The sequence below is a fragment of the Serratia sp. M24T3 genome, assembly GCF_000257645.1.
Lineage (GTDB): Bacteria > Pseudomonadota > Gammaproteobacteria > Enterobacterales > Enterobacteriaceae > Rouxiella.
The window spans coordinates 1-20,926 of the sequence record NZ_AJHJ01000050.1; the positions used below are offsets into that span (position 1 = coordinate 1).

Annotated in this window: 18 protein-coding genes; 10 read left to right on the plus strand and 8 right to left on the minus strand. The window is 50.8% G+C overall.

What is annotated here, in order from left to right; all coding sequences use genetic code 11:
- Positions 1–428: 428 nt before the first annotated feature.
- Positions 429–1,091, minus strand: a complete 663-nt coding sequence (locus tag SPM24T3_RS22525) for a DedA family protein (protein ID WP_009639147.1) — start codon at positions 1,089–1,091, stop codon at positions 429–431.
- A 181-nt stretch (positions 1,092–1,272) separates the two neighbouring features.
- Positions 1,273–2,460, minus strand: coding sequence for a cystathionine beta-lyase (gene metC / locus SPM24T3_RS22530; RefSeq protein WP_009639148.1), 1,188 nt, complete (start codon positions 2,458–2,460; stop codon positions 1,273–1,275).
- A 300-nt stretch (positions 2,461–2,760) separates the two neighbouring features.
- Here metC and exbB point away from each other — a divergent pair, with 300 nt between their 5' ends.
- From exbB to SPM24T3_RS22550, 4 genes are all read left to right on the plus strand, one after another.
- Complete coding sequence (gene exbB, locus SPM24T3_RS22535; RefSeq protein WP_369699996.1) at positions 2,761–3,735, plus strand: tonB-system energizer ExbB; 975 nt, start codon at positions 2,761–2,763, stop codon at positions 3,733–3,735.
- 7 nt (positions 3,736–3,742) lie between these two features.
- The gene (gene exbD, locus SPM24T3_RS22540; protein WP_009639150.1) at positions 3,743–4,165 is read left to right on the plus strand and encodes a TonB system transport protein ExbD; all 423 of its coding nucleotides are present in this window, start codon (positions 3,743–3,745) and stop codon (positions 4,163–4,165) included.
- Between the two features lie 117 nt (positions 4,166–4,282).
- Complete coding sequence (gene alkB / locus SPM24T3_RS22545) at positions 4,283–4,936, plus strand: DNA oxidative demethylase AlkB (RefSeq protein WP_009639151.1); 654 nt, start codon at positions 4,283–4,285, stop codon at positions 4,934–4,936.
- A gap of 167 nt (positions 4,937–5,103) precedes the next feature.
- Complete coding sequence (locus SPM24T3_RS22550; protein WP_009639152.1) at positions 5,104–5,583, plus strand: cold-shock protein; 480 nt, start codon at positions 5,104–5,106, stop codon at positions 5,581–5,583.
- A gap of 60 nt (positions 5,584–5,643) precedes the next feature.
- On the opposite strand, the gene SPM24T3_RS22555 is transcribed toward SPM24T3_RS22550, so the two are convergent.
- The gene (locus SPM24T3_RS22555) at positions 5,644–6,966 is read right to left on the minus strand and encodes a CitMHS family transporter (protein WP_009639153.1); all 1,323 of its coding nucleotides are present in this window, start codon (positions 6,964–6,966) and stop codon (positions 5,644–5,646) included.
- A 209-nt stretch (positions 6,967–7,175) separates the two neighbouring features.
- On the opposite strand from SPM24T3_RS22555, the gene SPM24T3_RS22560 reads away from it, so the two are divergent.
- Positions 7,176–8,063, plus strand: coding sequence for a LysR family transcriptional regulator (locus SPM24T3_RS22560; protein ID WP_037379579.1), 888 nt, complete (start codon positions 7,176–7,178; stop codon positions 8,061–8,063).
- Here SPM24T3_RS22560 and SPM24T3_RS22565 read toward each other — a convergent pair.
- Positions 8,060–8,836, minus strand: coding sequence for a helix-turn-helix domain-containing protein (locus SPM24T3_RS22565; protein WP_009639155.1), 777 nt, complete (start codon positions 8,834–8,836; stop codon positions 8,060–8,062). The genes SPM24T3_RS22560 and SPM24T3_RS22565 overlap by 4 nt on opposite strands.
- 148 nt (positions 8,837–8,984) lie before the next feature.
- Between SPM24T3_RS22565 and SPM24T3_RS22570 the strand changes: the two genes are divergently transcribed.
- Positions 8,985–9,527: an NADPH-dependent FMN reductase gene (locus SPM24T3_RS22570; protein ID WP_009639156.1), complete on the plus strand. Its 543-nt coding sequence runs from the start codon at positions 8,985–8,987 to the stop codon at positions 9,525–9,527.
- A 106-nt stretch (positions 9,528–9,633) separates the two neighbouring features.
- Here the strand turns inward: SPM24T3_RS22570 and SPM24T3_RS22575 are convergent, their stop codons facing one another.
- Positions 9,634–11,178, minus strand: a complete 1,545-nt coding sequence (locus tag SPM24T3_RS22575) for an MFS transporter (protein WP_009639157.1) — start codon at positions 11,176–11,178, stop codon at positions 9,634–9,636.
- A 120-nt stretch (positions 11,179–11,298) separates the two neighbouring features.
- Between SPM24T3_RS22575 and SPM24T3_RS22580 the strand changes: the two genes are divergently transcribed.
- Complete coding sequence (locus tag SPM24T3_RS22580; protein WP_009639158.1) at positions 11,299–12,186, plus strand: LysR family transcriptional regulator; 888 nt, start codon at positions 11,299–11,301, stop codon at positions 12,184–12,186.
- Between the two features lie 59 nt (positions 12,187–12,245).
- Here SPM24T3_RS22580 and ppk2 read toward each other — a convergent pair whose 3' ends face one another.
- Complete coding sequence (ppk2, locus tag SPM24T3_RS22585; RefSeq protein WP_009639159.1) at positions 12,246–13,169, minus strand: polyphosphate kinase 2; 924 nt, start codon at positions 13,167–13,169, stop codon at positions 12,246–12,248.
- Positions 13,170–13,375: 206 nt separating this feature from the next.
- Here ppk2 and SPM24T3_RS22590 point away from each other — a divergent pair, with 206 nt between their 5' ends.
- Positions 13,376–14,395: a transporter gene (locus SPM24T3_RS22590; protein ID WP_009639160.1), complete on the plus strand. Its 1,020-nt coding sequence runs from the start codon at positions 13,376–13,378 to the stop codon at positions 14,393–14,395.
- A 45-nt stretch (positions 14,396–14,440) separates the two neighbouring features.
- Here the strand turns inward: SPM24T3_RS22590 and SPM24T3_RS22595 are convergent, their stop codons facing one another.
- A complete protein-coding gene (locus SPM24T3_RS22595; protein ID WP_009639161.1) occupies positions 14,441–15,346 on the minus strand; it encodes a LysR family transcriptional regulator in 906 nt (301 codons plus the stop codon).
- Between the two features lie 302 nt (positions 15,347–15,648).
- Here SPM24T3_RS22595 and SPM24T3_RS22600 point away from each other — a divergent pair, with 302 nt between their 5' ends.
- On the plus strand, positions 15,649–16,944 hold the full coding sequence (locus SPM24T3_RS22600; RefSeq protein ID WP_009639162.1) for an NCS2 family permease: 1,296 nt from the start codon (positions 15,649–15,651) through the stop codon (positions 16,942–16,944).
- A gap of 285 nt (positions 16,945–17,229) precedes the next feature.
- Positions 17,230–17,691: an Rrf2 family transcriptional regulator gene (locus SPM24T3_RS22605; protein ID WP_009639163.1), complete on the plus strand. Its 462-nt coding sequence runs from the start codon at positions 17,230–17,232 to the stop codon at positions 17,689–17,691.
- Positions 17,692–17,764: 73 nt separating this feature from the next.
- Here SPM24T3_RS22605 and SPM24T3_RS22610 read toward each other — a convergent pair whose 3' ends face one another.
- A complete protein-coding gene (locus tag SPM24T3_RS22610; RefSeq protein WP_009639164.1) occupies positions 17,765–20,923 on the minus strand; it encodes an efflux RND transporter permease subunit in 3,159 nt (1,052 codons plus the stop codon).
- Positions 20,924–20,926: the final 3 nt, after the last annotated feature.

Below are 20,926 nucleotides of genomic sequence, written 5' to 3' on the forward strand. Positions count from 1 at the left end.
GATTCACTCACTTGAAATCTTCCTACAGCTCGAAATCTATAGGGTATTTACCCCTATCTTTCAAACGGTAGGTGGGCTTTCTGCGCTCATTCACCCCAATCACTTACTTGTGTAAGCTCATGGGGATTCGCGCACTTGAAATCTTCCTACAGCTCGAAATTTATAGGGTATTTACCCATATCTTTCAAACTGTAGGTGCGCTTTCTGCGCTCATTCACCCCAATCACTTACTTGTGTAAGCTCATGGGGATTCGCGCACTTTATATCTTCCTACAGTTCGAAATCTACAGGGTATTTACCCCTATCTTTCAAACTGTAGGTGGGCTTTCTGCGCTCATTCACCTCAATTACTTACTTGTGTAAACTCATGGGGATTCGCGCACTTTATATCTTCCTACAGTTCGAAATCTATAGGGTATAGATCTGTTTTAAGAGGCGATTTTGCGGCGGTTTTTCCATATCACCAGCAATGCGCCGGCAAGTCCAGTGACTAAAAGCAGGGCGGGCAGGATCATTAATCCGGCCATTACCTTGTCTTCATGACGTTGCACCAGCGGGATCTGACACAGTGCATAGCCCATGCCCATAATTACTCCGACCCACAACAGTGCGCTCAGCCAGTTAAATAGCTGGAAGCGTGCATTGTCTAACCCGGAAATGCCAGCGATAGTCGGCAGCAAGGTGCGTACAAAGGCGAGAAATCGCCCGGCCAGCAGCGCGGCCAAGCCGTGTTTGGTAAACAATATGTGGGCGCGCTCGTGGTAGTGCGCAGGTAGATGTAACAGCCAGCCTTTTACGATACGTGTATGTCCCAGCCACCGTCCTTGCAAATAGCTCAGCCAGCAGCCGAGACTTGAAGCAACCACCAGAATAATCAGCGTTGGCAACATGCTCATCACCCCTTTTGCAACCAGAGCGCCGGTCAGCAGCAGCAGGCTGTCACCCGGTAGAAAAGAGGCCGGAAGCAGGCCGTTTTCGAGAAGCAGGGTTGTGAACAGGACAGCGTAAACCACCCACAAAACGTTGGGGTTGGCCAGGACACTAAAATCGTGTTGCCATAATGCATGAAGAATTTGTGTGAATACCGCCATAGGCTTTCCTGTCTGGTTGCTGCAAAAACGTGAAACCTCAGTATTCACCTGATGCCACGATTAAAAGGAAAAATAAGTATCTACAATCTTTATAAGTATTTAACGAATTATGGTCAAAAACCGCACATAATCCTATCAGATAAGTAAGGATTTGCGCGGCCTGTCGCAATGATTTTTTTCTTCAGGCAATACGTGCAAAAGCAGCGTCGAGATCGGCTATCAGGTCTTCGCAGTTTTCCAGACCAACGTGTAAACGAACCAGCGTGCCGCTAAAATCCACCGTCTCGCCTGGACGTATAGCTTGAATTTCCTCAGGCTGATTAGCCATCACCAGCGATTCAAAGCCGCCCCACGAATAAGCCATGCCGAAATGCTCAAAGTGATCGAGATAATTTGCCAGTTCAGCATCGGTTAGACGTTTGTTCAGAATAAATGAGAAAAGACCGCAGCTGCCGGTAAAGTCGCGCTTCCAAAACTCGTGCCCCTTGCTGCCGGGTAATGCGGGATGATTTATACGCGCGACTTCAGGGCGAGTTTGTAGCCATTCGGCGATGCGCAGGCTGCTTTGCTCATGCTGCTTTAAACGAATCCCCATAGTGCGGAGGCCACGGCTGGCGACGTAAGCAGTATCTGCATCGACCATCTGCCCCATCAAATAAGACTGCTCACGCAATTGTTCCCAGCAGCGCGCATTGGAAACCGCTGTGCCAATCATCGCATCAGAGTGGCCGACGATATATTTAGTGCCAGCCTGAATCGAGATATCAATATCAAACTCCAGTGCCTTAAATAAAATGCCTGCAGCCCAAGTATTGTCGATCATAATGATGACTTCTGGAGACACGGCGCGCACTGCCTTGACGATGGCGGGAATATCCGGCACTTCCATGGTGATTGAGCCGGGCGATTCCAGAAATACAATGCGAGTATTCGGCTGCATCAGTTTAGCAATATCGGCGCCAATCGAAGCAGGATAGTAAGTGGTGCTGACGTTCATACGGGTCAGCACTTTTGAGCAGAAATCCTGTGTGGGTTCATAGGCAGAGCTTGCGACCAGCAGGTGATCGCCACTGTTCACAAAAGACAGAATCGCGTTACTGACTGCTGCCGCACCGCACGGATAGAGCGCGCAACCTGCGCCACCCTCTAACTCGACCATGGCTTCCTGGAACGAAAAATGGGTCAACGTGCCGCGACGGCCATAAAAAAGTTCACCGTTGGCGCGATTGGCGGTAGCAAATTTCTTGTCGGCAACCGTGTCGAATACCAGCGAAGATGCACGCTGGATCACGGCGTTGACTGAACCTTGAGTAAATTTTTTGTCTCTCCCTGCGCTCACCAACGCAGTTTCAATCTTCCTAGATGTCATAAGCCTTTTTCACCTGATTAACGTCGCCAGTAGGCGTTTTTGTAACGTTAACATGCTCACTCCTGCGGGTCAGTGTTTTGGGCGATTTGTGAAAATTTTTCATATAATCATGGAAGTTTTTATTCTGTCTGATGCGGAATGTAAATAATAATGAGAACCACTATCAATTATAGCTTTTTATTTGTTATCATTTGCCGCTATTAATATATTCAATCTATTGATCACGGCTGGAGGCGCTACGTGCAAGCGTGTCGCATTGAGATGAATAAAGCGGTGTCATTTTTGACGGACGTAAAACAGATGATGAGTACGCGTAAAAGCGGTGCAGCGAAAATCGGTACTGTAATGGCCTCAGTGGTGCTGATGGCAGGGCTAAGCGGCAGCGCCTGGGCGACGCCTTCTTCAAATGCAGCACAGGCAGTGACTCCTTCGGCGTCAACTTCTTCATCCGCTCCTGGCGCAGCAGCTCCGATTGCCACCGACGGTAGCGCAGCGCCAGTACTGCAAAGCATGAACGGTGAAGCTTTGGCTCAAGACAGCCAAACGCCTGTGATTCCAAAAGATCTCTCAGTACTTGGCATGTATCAGCACGCGGATATCGTAGTTAAAATCGTCATGATTGGCCTGCTGCTGGCCTCCGTGGTGACCTGGACTCTGCTGTTTAGCAAAGGCACCGAAATTATTGCCGGTCGCCGTCGTTTGCGCCGTGAATTATCAGCTTTGCTGCCGGTTCGTTCTCTGAAGGAAGCGCTGGAACAGTCAGAGAGTTTCTCTGACAACAGCATCAGTAGCCAGATGCTGCGCGATGCCGAAAACGAGATTGAGCTATCTGCCGGTTCTACCGACAATGGTGGTATCAAGGATCGTACCGGTTTCCGCCTTGAGCGCCGAGTCACTGCCGCCGGTCGGTATATTGGCCGTGGTAACGGAATTTTGGCGACTATCGGTGCCATCTCTCCGTTTGTCGGCCTGTTCGGCACCGTGTGGGGCATCATGAACAGTTTTATCGGTATTGCTCAAACGCAAACCACCAATCTGGCCGTAGTGGCACCAGGGATTGCCGAGGCGCTGTTGGCAACGGCGGTAGGTCTGATTGCCGCGATCCCGGCCGTGGTTATTTACAATATTTTCGCTCGTACTATCGCGTCATACCGCCATCAGGTTGGCGACGTGGCAGCACAAATTCTGCTGTTGCAGGGGCGTGATCTGGATTTGGCGGCAAGTGCTGAAGAAGCACCGCGCGCTCAGTCGGGTCATCAGTTACGCGTAGGGTAAGTCAATCATGGCAATTCGTTTAAACGACGACCTCGATGAAAGCGGCGAAATGCATGACATTAACGTCACGCCGTTTATCGACGTTATGCTGGTGCTGCTGATCATCTTTATGGTTGCAGCACCTCTGGCGACGGTTGATGTGCGGGTGAACTTACCTGCCTCGACTGCGCAGGCACAGCCGCGACCGCCCAAGCCTATCTTCCTGACGGTAAAAGCGGACAACCAGATGTTCCTCGGCGATGATGCGATTACCGCTGCGAATCTAAGTTCGATGCTCGATCAGAAAACCTCCGGCGACAAACAGGCGACTATTTTCTTCCGCGCTGACAAGTCAGTGGACTACGCGACTATCATGAGCGTGATGGATAACCTGCGTAAAGCCGGTTACTTGAAAGTAGGGCTGGTCGGCGAAGAGAAAAGCGGCAGTTAAAAGGTTTGCTTAAATAAGCTAAAAATTGAAGCCCGGAACATAACATTGTCCCGGGCTTTTTTATTGCCTGCCGTCAGGGCTGTTATACTTAAGGCTACGTTTCTTGCAGGAGGTTGCATGACTCTGGATCTTTTCGATCACCCTGATTTTCATCCAAGCTGGCGTGAGGACCTGTGCCCCGGCGCGGTCGTTTTGCGTGGCGCAGCGCTGGCTGACGATCGTGCGCTATTGATGGCTATTGATAACATTGCCAGCGAGGTGCCGTTTCAGTATCGCGCCACGCCGGGAGGTTATGCGATGTCGGTCGCGATGACCAACTGTGGTGATTTAGGGTGGATAACTGACAGGCACGGGTATCGTTATCAGTCCGTATCGCCTGAAACCGAGCGTCAATGGCCTGCAATGCCCGATATCTTCCGCACTCTGGCTATTCACGCTGCACGCGATGCCGGATTTAACGACTTTATGCCCGATGCCTGTCTGATAAATCGTTATCAGATTGGTGCCAAAATGTCTCTGCATCAGGATAAAGACGAAGAGGACATGGGCCAGCCAATTGTGTCGATTTCTCTGGGGCTACCTGCGGTATTTCAGTTTGGGGGATTAGAACGCAGCGACAAAACGCAACGAGTCAATCTGACACACGGCGACATTGTTGTGTGGGGTGGCCCGGCGCGTCTGCGTTATCATGGTATTTTGCCGCTCAAAGCGGGAGAGCATCCGCTGACAGGTCAGTACCGCTTTAATCTGACCTTTCGCAAAGCACGCTAAATGAGCCAGTCACAGCCATTTTTATCGAGCAATCGACGTGCAATTCGCAGGACTTCGCGGTCAATGTGCATTAAACTAGGCGACTTCACTGTTTTACCCCATCGTTTCGTAAAACATAACGGGTAAAAGCAGGCATTTTTGAACGAATTTATTAGGCGGTAAGAGCGATGAACGGTGTAATCACAACCTGGTTTGAAGATAAAGGTTTTGGCTTTATCAAAGATGAAAACGGCGATAACCGTTATTTCCATGTGATTAAAGTCGCCAATCCTGATTTAATCAAAAAAGATGCCGTGGTGACCTTTGAGCCGACCACCAATACCAAAGGGCTATCAGCTTTCGCGGTGAAAGTCGCGCCAGAGAGCAAACACATTCACATTGCCGGTGAGCGCATCAAAATCACCAGCATCAAGTCTTTCCTGGCCTTTAGCGAAGAAGTGCCCGGTGATTCAAAAATTGATAAAGAGAACGCGGTATTGTCTGTAGGCTTGTTGATGAACCGCATCAAGCCGAAAGATGAAGAGACCAGGTCGGCGACGCGCACCGTCAAAAAGCTGCTGATCACGACCTTCCAAAACAGCACTTATGTGTTTTCGGAAGACGAAATTGACGTTGACGCGACGATAAAAATTCTTAAAGCGCTGTAAGATACCTGCCCCCGAACAGAATAATTTATTGATTCGTCCGGGGGTTTTTGTATGCCAAATTTACAGCGGCACTGTCCCGGTTAATACCAGCGAAAATACCATCATCAGCGAAATTACTGCCACAGGTAAGAACGAGTAGCGGATATGATCGCGCAGCTCTACGCCAGTCAAACCTAACGCCAGATAAGTGGTCGCAAATACCGGGCTTATCATCATGGCAATATTTTTGCCTACCACCATGGTCAGCCCCATCTCCTGCCACGAAACGCCGAAATGAGTGCCGACTTTCGCCACCAGTGGATAAATGCCATAAAAGAAGGCATCAGGTCCAATGACAAATCCGATCAGGCCACCAACGATACCCATAATAATATGTAAATGCGGGCCGAGAGAATCAGGCATTACGGTTAATACCACATTGGCCATTTGAGTCAGGATCGATTTATCTCCGCCGCCGCTTAATATACCGACAAATACCCCTGCAGCCATCACCGTACCTGAAATCATATAAGCACCGTAGGCATATTTTTTCATCACCGCCTCCTGGCCCTTAAGTGATGGGTAATTGAGTAACATGGCAGCGGCAAAAGCGCACATAAATATTACGTAAGCCTGTAGGTGAGTCACGAGTAATAATACAGTGACACCAACAACTAATAGCACGTTAATAGCGAACTTCAGGCGGCCGCTATTGAGCGTTGCATGTTCGCTGTCGGCAACGTTTTTACTGGGTTCTTCAAGAGTCTCGGGAATAGGCAGATTATTAGTAATTCGGCGTTTTTCCTGAAAACCTAATATCACGCCGAGGGCTAAAACACAGACCAGACCAATAATTTGTACCGGAATTAGCTGATGATAAAGCTCGTTGACATCCAGCCCGGAAACCGCAGCAACGCGCGCCAGCGGCCCGGCCCATGGCGTAATGTTGGTCACTCCCATTCCGCAGGCAAGCATGCATAGCAGCACCACCGGCCGGATTTTCATCTTCTGGTAAACCGGCAGCATGGCGCCAATGGTAATCAATACCGATGGCACCGAAGAGCCGTCAATATGTGCGACCAGCGCAATAATACCGGTCACGGTGACTACCGCGACGACGTTATTTCCAGCCAGTCGAGTCAGCCAGTCAACTAGCGGTTGAAATACTCCGGCCTCGGTCATAATACTGAAAAATACAATAGAAAAAGTAAATAGGACCGCATTAGGCGCAGTTTGCATTACGCCTTTAATAATATAATCATTCATTAACGCGGGAGAATATCCTGCAACAAATCCGGCGATAACGGAAAGAAATATAAATAAAGATATGGGAGCTGCTTTTCCTTTGATCAAGAAAAACATCAAGAAGGCTATAAGAATATAACCTATGAGAGCCAGGTACATGAGTTTTCCTTTTTTATTCTTTAATTCTTTGCAATACCCACTATTTTATTTCACTTTTTAAGTAAATGGAAAATAGGTGGTTACATTTTATATTAAATCGTATTGTCCATTAGTTATGTTGTGCGCACGGCGTTGTTGGATTATTGTTGTGGGAATTGATTACGTCTAATATATTATTTTACGAAACCGATGAATTTAAGGAATAGCATTTGAATAACAAAGACTTGATCTACTTCCTTAAAGTGGCGGAACTCAAGCATTTGGGATACGCCTCACAAAACCTTAATTTAACTCAACCAGCCTTGTCTAAATCCATTTCTCGACTCGAAAAGCTGTGCCAAACCCGCCTTTTTAAGCGGCTAGGGCGAGGATTGGAATTGACCGAAGCGGGGCATTTGCTTTATCAACGCGGTCGAGTATTACAGAATTCTTTTGATGAAACCCTTCGCCAGATAGCCGAAATGGGCGCTGGACTTTCTGGGGTAGTGCGTCTGGGAAGTGCTGGTTCAGCCACGCAGTTTTTGCTGCCTGCGGTATGCCGCGTGATGCAGCAGCTGGCCCCGAATATCAAACTTGAAATACAAATCGGCATGAATGACGTGCTTTACGGCATGCTGAGGCGCAATGAGCTGGATTTTATTCTCGGACCGATTGTGAAAGGCGACAGGCCGGTCATTACGCTACCGGTTACCGAAGACCGCGTGGTGGTGGCCGCGAGCAGGCAACATCCTTTGGCGGGTAAAGAGGCCAGCGCAGCTCAACTCAGTCGCTACGGTTGGATCCTGCCGGCAAAAAGTGTTGCCATGCGGAAATGGCTCGATCGTTACTTTTTTGCTAACCATTGTCCGGCGTTGGATGTGCGAATCGAGATAAGTTCGCTGGCCGCCGCGCCCGAGCTAATCGCCGAGAGTGGATTGCTGAGTTTCATTTCTGAAAATAGCCTGTCCGAGGAGGTTTTTGCCTCTCGACTGGTGCGCGTTTTGAACGACGACGTGGCTATGACCCGCAGTTTTGGTATCACTTATCTGGCCGAGAATACGCTGTCTCCAGCGGCACAACGAGTGATTGAAGTAATCAAAGAATATAAGAGTCTCTAGCTGGGGGCGGGCAGGTTTTTCGCCAGGCGTAAATTATTCATAAAGCGTCTCGGCGGCTCACCCAGCAGCCGAGTGAACATCGTTGAAAAACTGTTGGGGCTTTGATAGCCAAGCTCCAGCGCCACCTGGGTGATATTTTGCCCCCGCGACAGCCTGTCTACCGCCGTGACGACTCGTAAATGGTCGCGCCAGCGAGTGAAATTCATGCCAGTCTCGGCCTGAAAAAGGCGAGCCAACGTTCGGGGGCTGCACGCGGCTATCTCGGCAACCGTTTCCAATGAATAATTTTTGCCAGGATCCAGCTGCAACAGGCTGGTTATCTGTCTGAGTCGGCGATCTTTGCCCTTGGCAATAAACAGAGCAATCCCTGCCGACGCAGCGCTAAGCTGATGAACAATAAGCTGGCAAATAGCCGGAATATCATGATTATTGCGACCCGGTGCTGCAAAGGTCAGTGCCTCAAGCGCCAGCTCGCGCAGCAAATCCGATACCTGTAATGTTCGGCAGGCCTGCGGCAGCGTAACGCAAAGAGACGGGGGAATCAGCAATTGAATTACGTCCGAAAACTCGCTGTAAGCGGCAGTGTGCGGCATGTCTGGAATGACCCAGATTGCACGACCGGGAGGCGCTAGCCACCAACCCTCGGCGGTGGTAATGGAGGAGGTACCCTGAGTGACGAAGGTTAGCTGCCCTTGCGGATGCCAATGTTCAGCCACCTGTGTACCAGCAGAATGGGTAAAACGTTTTGCTTCAATCGGGACGTGAACAAACATGGCATAACCTCAAAGCTTGTTGTCACTTATGCGAATGTTTTTATCACCGATTGCGTCATAATGCCATTCATTCGCTGCTCCTATTTATTCGTTAACAACCCCTAATTCGTTAACAAGTGGGTCATTACCATTGAAAAAGGAAAACATCATGACCAAACCCCTGCGTATTGTGGGCATGGCAGGCAGCCTGCGTAACGATTCCTACTGTAAAATTGTTTTGAATTCTCTGGCAGAGATGCTGCCGCCCGGGTCAGAGTTTGCCAATCTGGACATCGGCTTACTGCCTTATTACAACCAGGATTTTGACACGCCAAATGGCCCGGTCGATGTGCTTCAGGCTCGCGATTTGGTCGCCAGCGCCGATGCGGTGTTGATGGTCGTGCCTGAATTTAACCACGGCATTCCCGGCGTGCTGAAAAATACCCTCGACTGGCTTTCCCGTCCGGCGTTTACCAGCTGTATGGTCGGCAAGCCTGTGATGTTCGTAACCCTTTCTCCGGGCGCGCTGGGCGGTGTCAGAGCGCAGTATCAGCTGCGTGAAACGCTGGCCGCGATGCTGTGCAAGCTCGATCCGCTGCCAGAAGTGGCGATCACCTTTGTGGGCCAAAAGATCAGTGAGGGGCAGTTGACGGACGAAACTACCCGCGCCTATGCAAATAAGATCCTGACGCAGTTTCTCCAGCGTATCTAATTCTTTATGAAGGAGATCTAATTCTTTATTGAGTAGATTCAAATTCTTATCAAGCAGATCTCGTGTTGCGAATGGGATTGGAGCATGCGAATTTTTTAAACTGTTTTCACTGATCCGGTTCGCAAAGCGTTTCACTAACCTCGGTTGGGACTGTTTTCAGGCACAGTGCCGCAAAAACAATCGCTGCCGATATTAGCGTTATTGCCGCCAGCCACAGTAGCAGGTGTTGAAACGCGCTGGCATAAATGGCGGTGAGCTGCAAAGCATTGGTGGAAGGTAATTCCAGCAGCGCCTGATGCAGATCGCCAGTTGCCAGGCGCTGCACGGCCAGGCTTGCCGTGTGGCTGTCTTTTGCAAGAGAAAGCTGCTGGATACCCTGGCCGACAAACCCCGCCAGCATTGCACCTACGATAGCTAAAGCGATGCCTTCACCCGCCACGCGGGTGGTGCTGAAGATACCGGTTGCCATACCAGCGCGTTCTTTTGGCACCACATTAATCGACAGTCCGTCCATCAAGCCCCACGGCAAACCAATACCGATGCCGATGAGCGCCATAGGCGCCAGCGCGGCGAACATGTCCTGACTGGCAATCGCCTGACTGAGCCAGCCCAGTCCAATCGCTGAAATCACCAGACCTAGGGTGCAAACCAGCCCTGCAGAAATCCAGTGGGTTAGCAAGGCAGCAAACATTGGAATAATCAGCATTGGCAGCGATAGTGCCATCATCATCAGTCCGGCCTGTTCCTCGTTCATACCCGTTATGCCGATAAACTGCATCGGCAACAGCACCAGCAGCACCACAAAAGCAAAGGCCGTGGACAGCGGCAATGCCTGCACGCCAATAAAACGGGCATAACGAAATAGCGAGAGATCCAGCATCGGATGCCGCACTTTGCGTTCAACTGCTACAAATAAAATCAGCAGTACTACAGTTGCGCCGAGCAGGCCCAGCACCTCGACACTGGTCGTTCCTTTGGAAGGAATTTCCATCAGCCCCCAAGTCAGCAACGCTAACATAGCGGTGAAAAGCGCCGTGCCGGGCCAATCGATTCCCGCGGCGTTAGGGTTTTTCGACTCATTGAGGCGCATGACGCCCACTGAAAGTGAAAGCAGGGCGATGACCATGGAGGATAAAAACACCGCGCGCCAGCCGAAATGGGCAATCAGCAGCCCGGCGAGAAACGGTCCAAACGCCAGTCCGACGCCGAAACTGGTACCAAGCATACTGAAGGCGCGCATTTGTGCTCGCCCCTCGAATTCTTGTGCCAGCGAAGCCGAACCTCCGGCCAGCGCGGCAGCAGCGGCAACACCTTGTGCCGCTCGCATCAGGTCAATCCATATCAGGCTTGAGCTAAAGCCGATCAGTCCAGAAAATAGCGCAAACAGTGAGACGCCGATGATAAAGACCTTTTTGCGGCCAATTTCATCGGCCAGCGCTCCAGCGGCCATCAGGAAACAGCCAAAGCTCAGCATAAAGGCGTTGGTTATCCAGCTTAGGGCCTGAGCGCTGCCGCCCAGTTCGCGGCTGATAACCGGGGTAGCAATGGAACCGCTAACGAAGCTCAATGGCAGAATAATCGCCGCCAGGCAGATGGCGACCAACACCGGAGTTTTATTCGCCGGCGCGGCGGTAACAGTGGGATTACTCATGAGAATTTTCCAGAGAGGATGAGGCCCATGATGATAAAATGTCTTTAATTTGACGGAAATGGGTTATCTGTCCGATGATTAAGGACAAAATCGCTCTAATCGGACGTTGAGAACTGCTAAATGGATAATATCAACGGTATGCTGGCGTTTGTGCGCGCCGCCGAGTGTCAAAGTTTTACAGCAGCGGGTGAACGACTGGGTATTTCCGCCTCGGCTGTCGGCAAGAGCGTGGCGCGACTTGAGTCTAGACTTAACGTCAGGCTGTTTAATCGCAGCACGCGGCGCATAAGCCTCACTGACGAAGGTCAGCTGTTTTTTGAACGCTGCCAGACAATTGTTTCGCAAATCGAGGAGGCAGAACATGAACTCTCACGCCTGTCATCTCAACCACGCGGTAAGCTGCGAGTCAGCCTACCGGCGATAGGGTATCGGATACTGCTGCCTTATTTGTCGGAATTTATGCAGCGTTATCCAGAAATCGAGCTGGAATTAGATTTCAGCGACCGTATGGTGGATATCATCGCCGAGGGGATTGACGTGGCAATGCGCAGCGGCGAGCTAACCGATTCGGAAATGATGTCGAGAAATCTGGGACCGTTTCGCTTTGTGATTGTCGGCAGCGCGAATTACTTTTCACGCCACCCGCAGCCTATCGTGCCCGAAGATTTGCAGCAGCATCATTGCCTGCGTTATCGCTTTCCAAAAAATGGACATGTTCAAAGCTGGGATTTCAATAACCAATTTCAGGGAACTATCCCCACCGCACTGTCGTTTAATAATCTTGAAGGTTTGTTACAGGCTTCACTGCGCGGCATTGGCCTGACTTATGCGCCGCAGTTTATTGTGAAAGAGTATCTGGCTTCGGGGGAATTAATTTCAGTGCTGGAGGACTACTTGGATGATGCAGGAAAGTTTTCAGTAGTCTGGCCAAGCAGCCGCCATTTATTGCCAAAAATTCGCGTTTTTATCGACTTTTTGAGCGAAAAAAAACTGATCACCGAGAATTAGCCCGACCGCGCATCCAGCGTCGAGTCGGCCTTTTTTGTCGCGCTGCGTTACAGCATGGGTCAGTCGTAAAGATCGGGAACGATCATGGTTTCTGGCAGCATTGTTCTTTGATAATCATCGCTATAGGTACGTTTCGGCAGTTGAATAGTTGGCGCTTCTGTTTCTTCATACGGCACCTGTTCCAGCAAATGATTAATGCAATTAAGGCGGGCTTTCTTCTTGTCTACACCTTGCACTATCCACCAGGGCGCTTCTGGAATGTGCGTACGTTTGAGCATCACTTCCTTGGCGGCAGTATAATTCTCCCAACGTCGACGGCTCTCAAGATCCATCGGGCTGAGTTTCCACTGTTTTAACGGGTCGTGAATACGGCTCAGGAAGCGCAGTTCTTGCTCTTCATCGGTAATCGAGAACCAGTATTTCACTATCTGGATACCGCTGCGGGTGAGCATTTTTTCAAATTCGGGTACGCTGCGAAAGAACTCCTCATATTCCTGGTCGCTGCAAAATCCCATTACCTTTTCAACACCTGCGCGGTTGTACCAACTGCGGTCAAAAAGGACTATTTCACCAGCGGCGGGCAGATGGGCGATATAACGCTGAAAATACCACTGCGTGCGTTCGCGATCGTTAGGGGCGGGCAGCGCAGCAACGCGACAGGTGCGAGGGTTTAGCCGCTGAGTAATTCGTTTAATCACGCCGCCTTTTCCTGCGGCATCACGGCCTTCAAAAATAATGACGATGCGATGACCGGTGCGCATCACCCAATCTTGCATTTTTACCAGCTCGCCCTGCAAACGCAGCAGCTCGCGGAAATACTGTTTGCGCCAGGTTTTTTGTTCGTCTGAATCCGGCTCGCCGTCGCCAAGGCGGCGGTCGTCCAGTTCCATTTCCAGCTCTTCATCGTAGCTGTCATAAAATTCTTGTAATAAGCGTTGGTTAAAGGTGAATTCACCTGCTGTACCGTTTTCGTGCATAGCCATAACGCTTTCCCTCAAATGTCTTGCTGTATGCCAATTAATTCCACTAGGATTATTGGTAATAAACATGACACTTTTATGAAGGAAAAATGACATTTAAGTTTCTGATTTATTATGAGATTTATATTATCTAATTGCGCTGAAATAGGTTGATTTTTATCTGTCAGTTGGCGTAATTAAGCAATGTTCCCGAAGATTACCCATAAAATATGCTGGAAGATAAAACGCACAAAGTAGACTTTAGCGACGAAGTCACAGGACTGATTTATGGTTTTGTCTTTCAGGAACATCTGCCCCCAAGGCGAGTCACTTCCGGGCAGATCCTTGATGAATATCAGCAGCAGAAAAATGCTCCCGGTTTTTTATGGCTGCATATCAATCTTAATCATGCTGCATCTGAAAAATGGCTGCGCAAGCAGTTTGCGATTGAAGATTTTTTCTTCGAGGAAATACGCCAAGGCTCGCACAGCACGCGGATAGAAAGCCAGAATGATGTGCTGTTCGCGGTGCTCAATGATGCCAACTTCCATCAGGACGGTTCCGGCGAAGAGACCGCTACGCTGTGGCTTTACTGTTGCACCGGGCTGGTAATCACCGCGCGCCACAAGCCGGTAAGACTGATCGAACGGCTATTTCGACGGCTGGATCAGTTTACGCCAAGCTCGCCAACGGCATTGTTGGTGCATTTGCTTGAAGAGCAGGAAGACGTGCTGGAGCAAATTGTTCGCCAGGCTAATTTATATGTCAATCAAATCGAAGAAAGGTTACTTAGCGGGTTGGTTAAGAAAAATCGTACCCGTCTGGGTCGTATGCGCAGGCAACTTTTGCGCTTTCAACGCCTGCTGGCACCGGAACCGGCAGCGCTGTTTCGCCTGATGAATCGACCGCCACGCTGGCTTGGCACTGAAGTCGTCAGAGACTTACGCCAGTTTGCCGAAGAATTCACCGTGGTACTTAACGACCTGGTTGGACTAACCGAGCGTATTCGCCTGTTGCAGGAGGAAATCTCCTCAAGTCAGATGGAGCAGAACAACCGCTCACTGTATGTCTTGACCGTAATCACTGTGCTGGCGCTGCCGATCAACATTGTGGCCGGTTTCTTCGGCATGAACGTCGGTGGTATTCCACTGGCTGCCAATCCGCACGGATTTGTGTTGCTGGTGCTGGTGGTGGCGATTTTTACTGCCATTGCGGGCTGGTTTGCCTTGCGAAAACGCGACGACGATTAACCCGCCATAAGCCAAAGGACGATTCTTTACGCCCTTTTTTTGGGTCTACAGCACCAGCTGCTCCATCATCACGATCACTTTTTGAATCACGATTTGTGCCGCTCGCGAAAGCTGACGGCGCGGTGCAACGCACAGGGCAAGAGTCAGCGGTTTCACGCTATGCCCCTGCAATGGCACAAACGCCAGGCGTTTTTCCTGCAAATCGGGGATCACATCCAGCAGGCTTAGAACGCCAACGCCTGCTCCCATTCGGATTAGTTCGCGCATCATGCGCACATCATTGCAGACAATCGACGGCGTTTCATGCAGTTGATAGCGATTGTAAAGCAACTTGGCGCGGGCGTTGACCATTAGCGGTTCCGACGGAATAATCTGCCGGTATTCAGTGATTTCACTGAAAGAGAGGACCTTTTTTTCGGCCAGAGGATGACCGATTGGCAAAGCGATACCAATGGGCAGTTCAGCAAAGGCACGCACCTCCAGGCCGGTATGTTCAATCGGGTCGAGCAGCAGGCCAAAATCCACCTCGGCCGAACTGACGTGTTCACTGATATTGCGCCCTTCCTCGATGCGAATATTAAAGGTCAGGTAGGGGAATTCTTTGCCAACGTCAGCAATCAGCTGAGCGACCATACCTTCGCTCAATGCCGCGATCATCGAGATACTGACGTGTCCGCGGCGCAGGCCCTGCATTTCGTCAAAGCGCTCTCGGGTTCGGGCGAATTCTTTACGCCAGCGCTTGATGTCATCGAACAGTACTTCCCCAGCTGAGGTCAGCTTAAGACCGGTAGGCAGTCGCTCAAATAATGGTGTTTCCATGGTCTGCTCAGCCTGCAAAATTTGCCGGTTGATTGCCGATGCGGAAACGTGCAAAGTTTCTGCGGCTTTGCGTAAACTTCCCGTTCGGGCAACTTCTACAAAATATTGTGAAAAGCGAGAAAATGGTGACATAAGAGGTGTACTAATTTTTGCAGTGAATTAGTGAGATATCTATTATGGACTGCATCACCTATTTTTCCTAGATTGTACGGTGGTTCTTTGTAAAACAGTCACATCAGACGTTTTTTATACAAATAGGCTATAAATGTAGCAGTAGTGATGACAGGGTTCGTCAAAACACGCCATAACTCCGTGTGTCTTTAAATAGAGTCGGACGAATCTTTGATATTTTGACTCTTGGCTCGCGGACGTGTTTTGAAAGACAAAACTTATAACAAGCGTGTAATTCATACAACGCGACCGAGAGACATCTAATGTTAGAGAAAATTTTTAAACTCAAAGCTCATCGCACTAACGTGCGTACCGAGATATTGGCAGGCTTGACCACTTTCCTGGCAATGGCTTATATCCTGTTTGTAAACCCATCTATTTTAGGCGCGACCGGTATGGACAAAGGATCCGTATTTGTTGCTACTTGTCTGGCTGCCGCAATCGGTTCCGCATTAATGGGATTCATTGCCAATTACCCTATCGCGCTGGCGCCAGGTATGGGGTTGAACGCCTTTTTCACCTATACCGTTGTGCTGCACATGGGCTACAACTGGCATATCGCGCTGGGTTCCGTGTTTCTCTCGGCCTGTATTTTCTTCGCGTTATCAATTTTCAAAATTCGTGAATGGATTATCCGCAGTATTCCTCTACCACTGCGCTCGGCGATCGCTGCTGGTATTGGCCTGTTCCTGGCGCTAATCGCGCTTGAAACCTCGGGTATCGTGATTGGTAATCCGGCCACGCTGGTGGGTATTGGCGATCTGACCAAGCCTGGCCCGCTGTTTGCGATCCTCGGTTTTATCATCATCGTGGTGCTGGAAGCCCGTAAAGTAACCGGTGCCGTGCTGATTGGTATTCTTGCGGTGACAATTTTGTCTATTGCGCTGGGTTATTCACCGTTTGGTGGCGTAATGTCTATGCCGCCTTCTATCGCCCCTACCTTCCTGCAGCTGGATATTAAGGGTGCCTTCAACATTGGCCTGATAAGCGTAGTATTCGCCTTCCTGTTCGTCGACGTATTCGACAACTCGGGTACCCTGATTGGCGTCACCAAACGCGCAGGCCTGACTGACGCAGACGGCAATATTCCAAAAATGGGGCGCGCTCTGATTGCCGACAGCGCTGCAGCACTGTTTGGCTCATTGCTGGGGACCTCGACCACGACCAGCTATATTGAATCCGCAGCTGGCGTCGAGGCGGGCGGTCGTACTGGCCTGACCGCAATCGTTGTCGGTATCCTGTTCCTGCTGAGTTTGTTCTTTGCTCCACTGGCAGGCAGCGTTCCTGCATTTGCAACCGCACCGGCCCTGTTGTTCATCGCGGTACTGATGACCTCAGGTCTGGCTGAAATCGACTGGAAAGATATCACTGTTGCAGCGCCGGTTACCGTCACTGCACTGACTATGCCGCTGACTTACTCAATTGCCAACGGTATCGCTTTCGGCTTTATCACCTGGACACTGGTAAAACTGTTGAGTGGCCGCGGTCGTGAACTGAATGCGGCGCTAATTATTCTGTCGATTCTGTTTGTGATCAAATTGGGTTGGTTGAGCGCGTAATCGCGAGCCAATCCCGTAAAAATCCCTCTTTTAACAATGAATGAGGGGCAGGGTGGAAGGTGCTGATGCCTCCACCCTAAATAAAATTCCCCAATTATTCAGCCCATGCATCCCAATCCTTGTTTTATCGCAATTTAACTGCACTAACTGTGCTGCGAACCGCCTTTCTGTGCCCCTAAACTTCAAAAATACTCCAGCTTTTGTTATATTATTGAGCACTTCGTCAGTGAGGTTTTTATCTGCCGAAAGTGTTTATTTTTAATCCCGCTTTCCCAGGATAACGACATGTTAGATTTTCGCTTTCCGACAGCAATGCAGATGGTTTTTAGTGTGGCACTGGCTGAAAAGTCAGGACAGCGCTGTACCAGTGCGACTCTGGCAGCGAGCCTGGAAGCCAATCCCAGCTTTATTCGTAAACTGATGGTGCCGCTTACCCATCACGGCATTATTGTTTCGACGCTGGGCCGAACCGGTTCCATTCGCCTTGGGCGGCTGGCCGACGCGATTACACTGCGCGATATTTATACCGCGGTCATTGAAGATAAACGCCTGTGGGCCGCTCGACCGGAAGGGTCGGCAAAGTGCCTGGTGAGTGCCAATGCCTGTGGTTATTTCAAATCGGTAGTTTATGAGGCCGAAGAGGCTTCGATGGCGGTTCTCGCTCGCTATACCGTCGCAGACGCACTGGCAGAGTTTGAGCAAAATGGCAGCTATAACTGCACCGGTGCCGAGTTGTCCGTTAAATAATTAACAACATCTGAATAAAAAAGGGGACTTGCCTGATAGCGAGTCCCCTTTGTTGTTTCTGGCAGATGCGGGTTTAGCTAGCGGTTACCTGCTCGGCAGCTGGCGCGGCTTTGCGGGTGACCAGTTTTCTTAACGCAACATAGAATACCGGCGTCAGGAACAGGCCAAAAAGGGTAACGCCGAGCATGCCCGCAAAAACGGTTATTCCGGTTACCCCCCGGACTTCGGCACCGGCTCCGTGGCCAAGGATCAGCGGCACGGTCCCGGCAATAAACGCAATTGATGTCATGACGATGGGGCGCAGACGCAGGCGACAGGCTTCCAGCGCGGCTTCGACAATCCCTTTGCCTTGCAGCTCCAACTCGCGAGCGAATTCTACGATTAGAATGGCATTTTTACAGGCCAGCCCCATCAACACGACCAATCCGACCTGCACAAACACATTGTTGTCGCCGCCAGTCAGCCAGACGCCGAACAAGGCTGAAAGCATGGTCATCGGCACGATGAGAATCACCGCCAGCGGCAGCGTCCAGCTTTCATACAGCGCCGCCAGCACCAGAAACGCCAACAATACCGACATTGGGAACACGATAAGCGCCGCATTACCCTGAGTCGATTGTTGATAGCTTAGGTCGGTCCATTCGATATTCATCCCGTTAGGCAGAAGATTTTTCGCCATGGCGGCCACTTCGGTCATTGCCTGTGAAGATGACAGCTTGCGCGGATCGGCATCACCAATCAGGTCCGCCGCCGGATAACCGTTATAGCGAATTACCGGGTCCGGGCCATAGGTAGTGGTGATGTCTACCATACTGCCAATAGGCACCATCTCGCCCTGATCATTGCGGGTACGCAGGTTGCCGATGTCCTCCACGCTTTCGCGGAAAGGCCCGTCAGCCTGGGCAATCACCTGCCAGGTGCGGCCAAAGCGGTTGAAATCGTTAATGTAAGACGAGCCCAGATAGGTTTGCAGCGTGCTGAAAAGGTTATCCAGCGACACACCCTGTGCCTTGGCCTTATCACGATCGACCTTCGCCTCTAACTGCGGAACGTTGGCCTGATAAGATGAAATCGGGAAGCCCATTCCCGGCGTCTGCATGATCGAGCCAGACAGAGTATTGACCGCCGTTTGCAGCGCGCCGTAACCTAAACCTGCACGATCCTGAATATACAGCGAATAACCGGCACCTTGACCTAGCCCAAGGATCGGTGGTGGCATAATCGAGAAGGCAAACCCCTCCTGAATCTGCGACAGCTTGGCATTGATCTCGGCATTGATCTGCGCCGCAGAGCGGGTGCGTTCACTCAGTGGTTTCAGCGCGAAGAACACCGTACCGGTATTGGGCGTATTGGTGAACTGTAAGGCATTCAGACCGGGGAAAGCTACCGCGTCGATTACGCCGTCGGTTTGCAGTCCCAGGGCGCTTATCTTACGAATAACGGCATCGGTACGTGACAGTGAAGAACCTTCTGGCATTTTTACTCCGGCAATCAGATAAAGTTTATCCTGAGTCGGAATAAATCCACTTGGCACGGCTTTAAACATTAGTGCTGCACCCCCCAACAGTAGAATGTAGACCACAAACACGGCTCCACGGCGGCCTAAAGTTTTAGAAACCGCTTTCTGATAACCGTGCGAACTGGCGTTGAAAAAGCGGTTAAACGGTCGGAATAGCCAGCCGAACAGGCGGTCGATCAATCTCGTTGGCAGATCTTTAGGTGAGCCGTGAGATTTCAGTAAAAGCGCGGCCAGAGCGGGGGAAAGGGTTAACGAGTTAATCGCCGAGATAACCGTAGAAATGGCGATAGTCACCGCAAACTGCTTGTAAAACTGGCCCGTTACCCCGGAAAGAAAGGCCATCGGCACAAATACCGCACACAACACCAGCGCAATCGCCACGATGGGGCCAGAGACCTCGCGCATTGCCTGATGAGCTGCATCGCGCGGAGCCAGCCCCTCCTCGATATTACGCTCGACGTTTTCCACCACTACAATGGCGTCATCGACCACAATCCCGATCGCCAGCACTAGCCCAAACAGGCTAAGGGTGTTCAGTGAAAAGCCGAGCAAATACAAGATGCTAAAAGTACCTATCACCGAAATAGGCACCGCCAGCAGTGGGATGATCGAGGCACGCCAGGTTTGCAGGAACAGAATAACTACCAGCACCACCAACACCACTGCTTCAAGCAAGGTATGCACCACGGCGCTTATCGAATCACGCACAAATACGGTGGGATCGTAAGGTGCACGCCAGGTTAGCCCGTCAGGGAAGCGAGTTGCCAGTTCGGCCATCTTGGCGCGTACTGCGTTGGACAAATCAATGGCGTTAGCGCCAGGAGCCTGGAAGATACCAATACCGACGGCGTCTTTGTTATTTAACTGCGAACGCAGGGCATAACTGCCTGAGCCCATTTCAATACGCGCGACATCACGCAGGCGGACAATCGAACCATCTTCGCTGGTCTTAAGAATAATATTACCGAATTCGGTTTCATCCTTCAGACGACCCTGGGCATTAATTGACAGCAGATAATCGCTGTTTTTTGGCAACGGTTCGGCACCCAATTGACCCGCCGAGACCTGAACGTTTTGTTCGCGTATCGCGGTGACGACATCAGCGGCAGTCAGCCCTCGAGCCGCGACCTTGTTGGGGTCGAGCCAAATGCGCATCGCGTATTCACCAGCACCAAAAATTTGCACCTGACCGACGCCCGGCAGGCGCGCCAGCTCGTCTTTCACCTTCAGGGTGGCGTAGTTACGCAGATACAGTGAATCATACTTGCCTGATGGCGAATAAAGATGCACCACCAAAGTCATGGTGGGGGACTGTTTCTGAGTGGTCACGCCTTGACGTTGCACGTCTTCCGGCAGTCGAGCCGCGGCCTGTGAAACGCGGTTCTGCACCTGAACCTGTGCCTGATCGGGATCGGTACCCGGGCGGAAGGTCACGGTGGTGACCAGCACGCCGTCGGACCCGGCAACCGATTTCATATACATCATATTTTCAACGCCGTTGATTGCTTCTTCCAACGGCGTTGCCACCGTTTCGGCAATCTCTTTCGGGTTGGCACCGGGATATTGGGCACGAACCTGAACGCTGGGCGGTACCACATCGGGGTATTCGCTTACCGGCAGCAGCGGAATAGCGATAGCCCCAGTGACCAGAATCAGGATCGACAGTACAGCCGCAAAGATTGGCCGGTCGATAAAAAAGCGGGAAAAGTCCATGAG

Coding starts and splice junctions, on each gene's coding strand:
- SPM24T3_RS22570 (WP_009639156.1), top strand. CDS start 8,985: ATGACCAAACCCCTGCGTATTGTGGGCATGGCAGGCAGCCTGCGTAAC.
- SPM24T3_RS22600 (WP_009639162.1), top strand. CDS start 15,649: ATGTTAGAGAAAATTTTTAAACTCAAAGCTCATCGCACTAACGTGCGT.
- SPM24T3_RS22590 (WP_009639160.1), top strand. CDS start 13,376: ATGCTGGAAGATAAAACGCACAAAGTAGACTTTAGCGACGAAGTCACA.
- SPM24T3_RS22605 (WP_009639163.1), top strand. CDS start 17,230: ATGTTAGATTTTCGCTTTCCGACAGCAATGCAGATGGTTTTTAGTGTG.
- SPM24T3_RS22595 (WP_009639161.1), bottom strand. CDS start 15,346: ATGTCACCATTTTCTCGCTTTTCACAATATTTTGTAGAAGTTGCCCGA.
- metC (WP_009639148.1), bottom strand. CDS start 2,460: ATGACATCTAGGAAGATTGAAACTGCGTTGGTGAGCGCAGGGAGAGAC.
- exbB (WP_369699996.1), top strand. CDS start 2,761: ATGATGAGTACGCGTAAAAGCGGTGCAGCGAAAATCGGTACTGTAATG.
- SPM24T3_RS22610 (WP_009639164.1), bottom strand. CDS start 20,923: ATGGACTTTTCCCGCTTTTTTATCGACCGGCCAATCTTTGCGGCTGTA.
- SPM24T3_RS22565 (WP_009639155.1), bottom strand. CDS start 8,836: ATGTTTGTTCACGTCCCGATTGAAGCAAAACGTTTTACCCATTCTGCT.
- SPM24T3_RS22550 (WP_009639152.1), top strand. CDS start 5,104: ATGAACGGTGTAATCACAACCTGGTTTGAAGATAAAGGTTTTGGCTTT.
- ppk2 (WP_009639159.1), bottom strand. CDS start 13,169: ATGGCTATGCACGAAAACGGTACAGCAGGTGAATTCACCTTTAACCAA.
- exbD (WP_009639150.1), top strand. CDS start 3,743: ATGGCAATTCGTTTAAACGACGACCTCGATGAAAGCGGCGAAATGCAT.
- SPM24T3_RS22580 (WP_009639158.1), top strand. CDS start 11,299: ATGGATAATATCAACGGTATGCTGGCGTTTGTGCGCGCCGCCGAGTGT.
- SPM24T3_RS22555 (WP_009639153.1), bottom strand. CDS start 6,966: ATGTACCTGGCTCTCATAGGTTATATTCTTATAGCCTTCTTGATGTTT.
- alkB (WP_009639151.1), top strand. CDS start 4,283: ATGACTCTGGATCTTTTCGATCACCCTGATTTTCATCCAAGCTGGCGT.
- SPM24T3_RS22525 (WP_009639147.1), bottom strand. CDS start 1,091: ATGGCGGTATTCACACAAATTCTTCATGCATTATGGCAACACGATTTT.
- SPM24T3_RS22575 (WP_009639157.1), bottom strand. CDS start 11,178: ATGAGTAATCCCACTGTTACCGCCGCGCCGGCGAATAAAACTCCGGTG.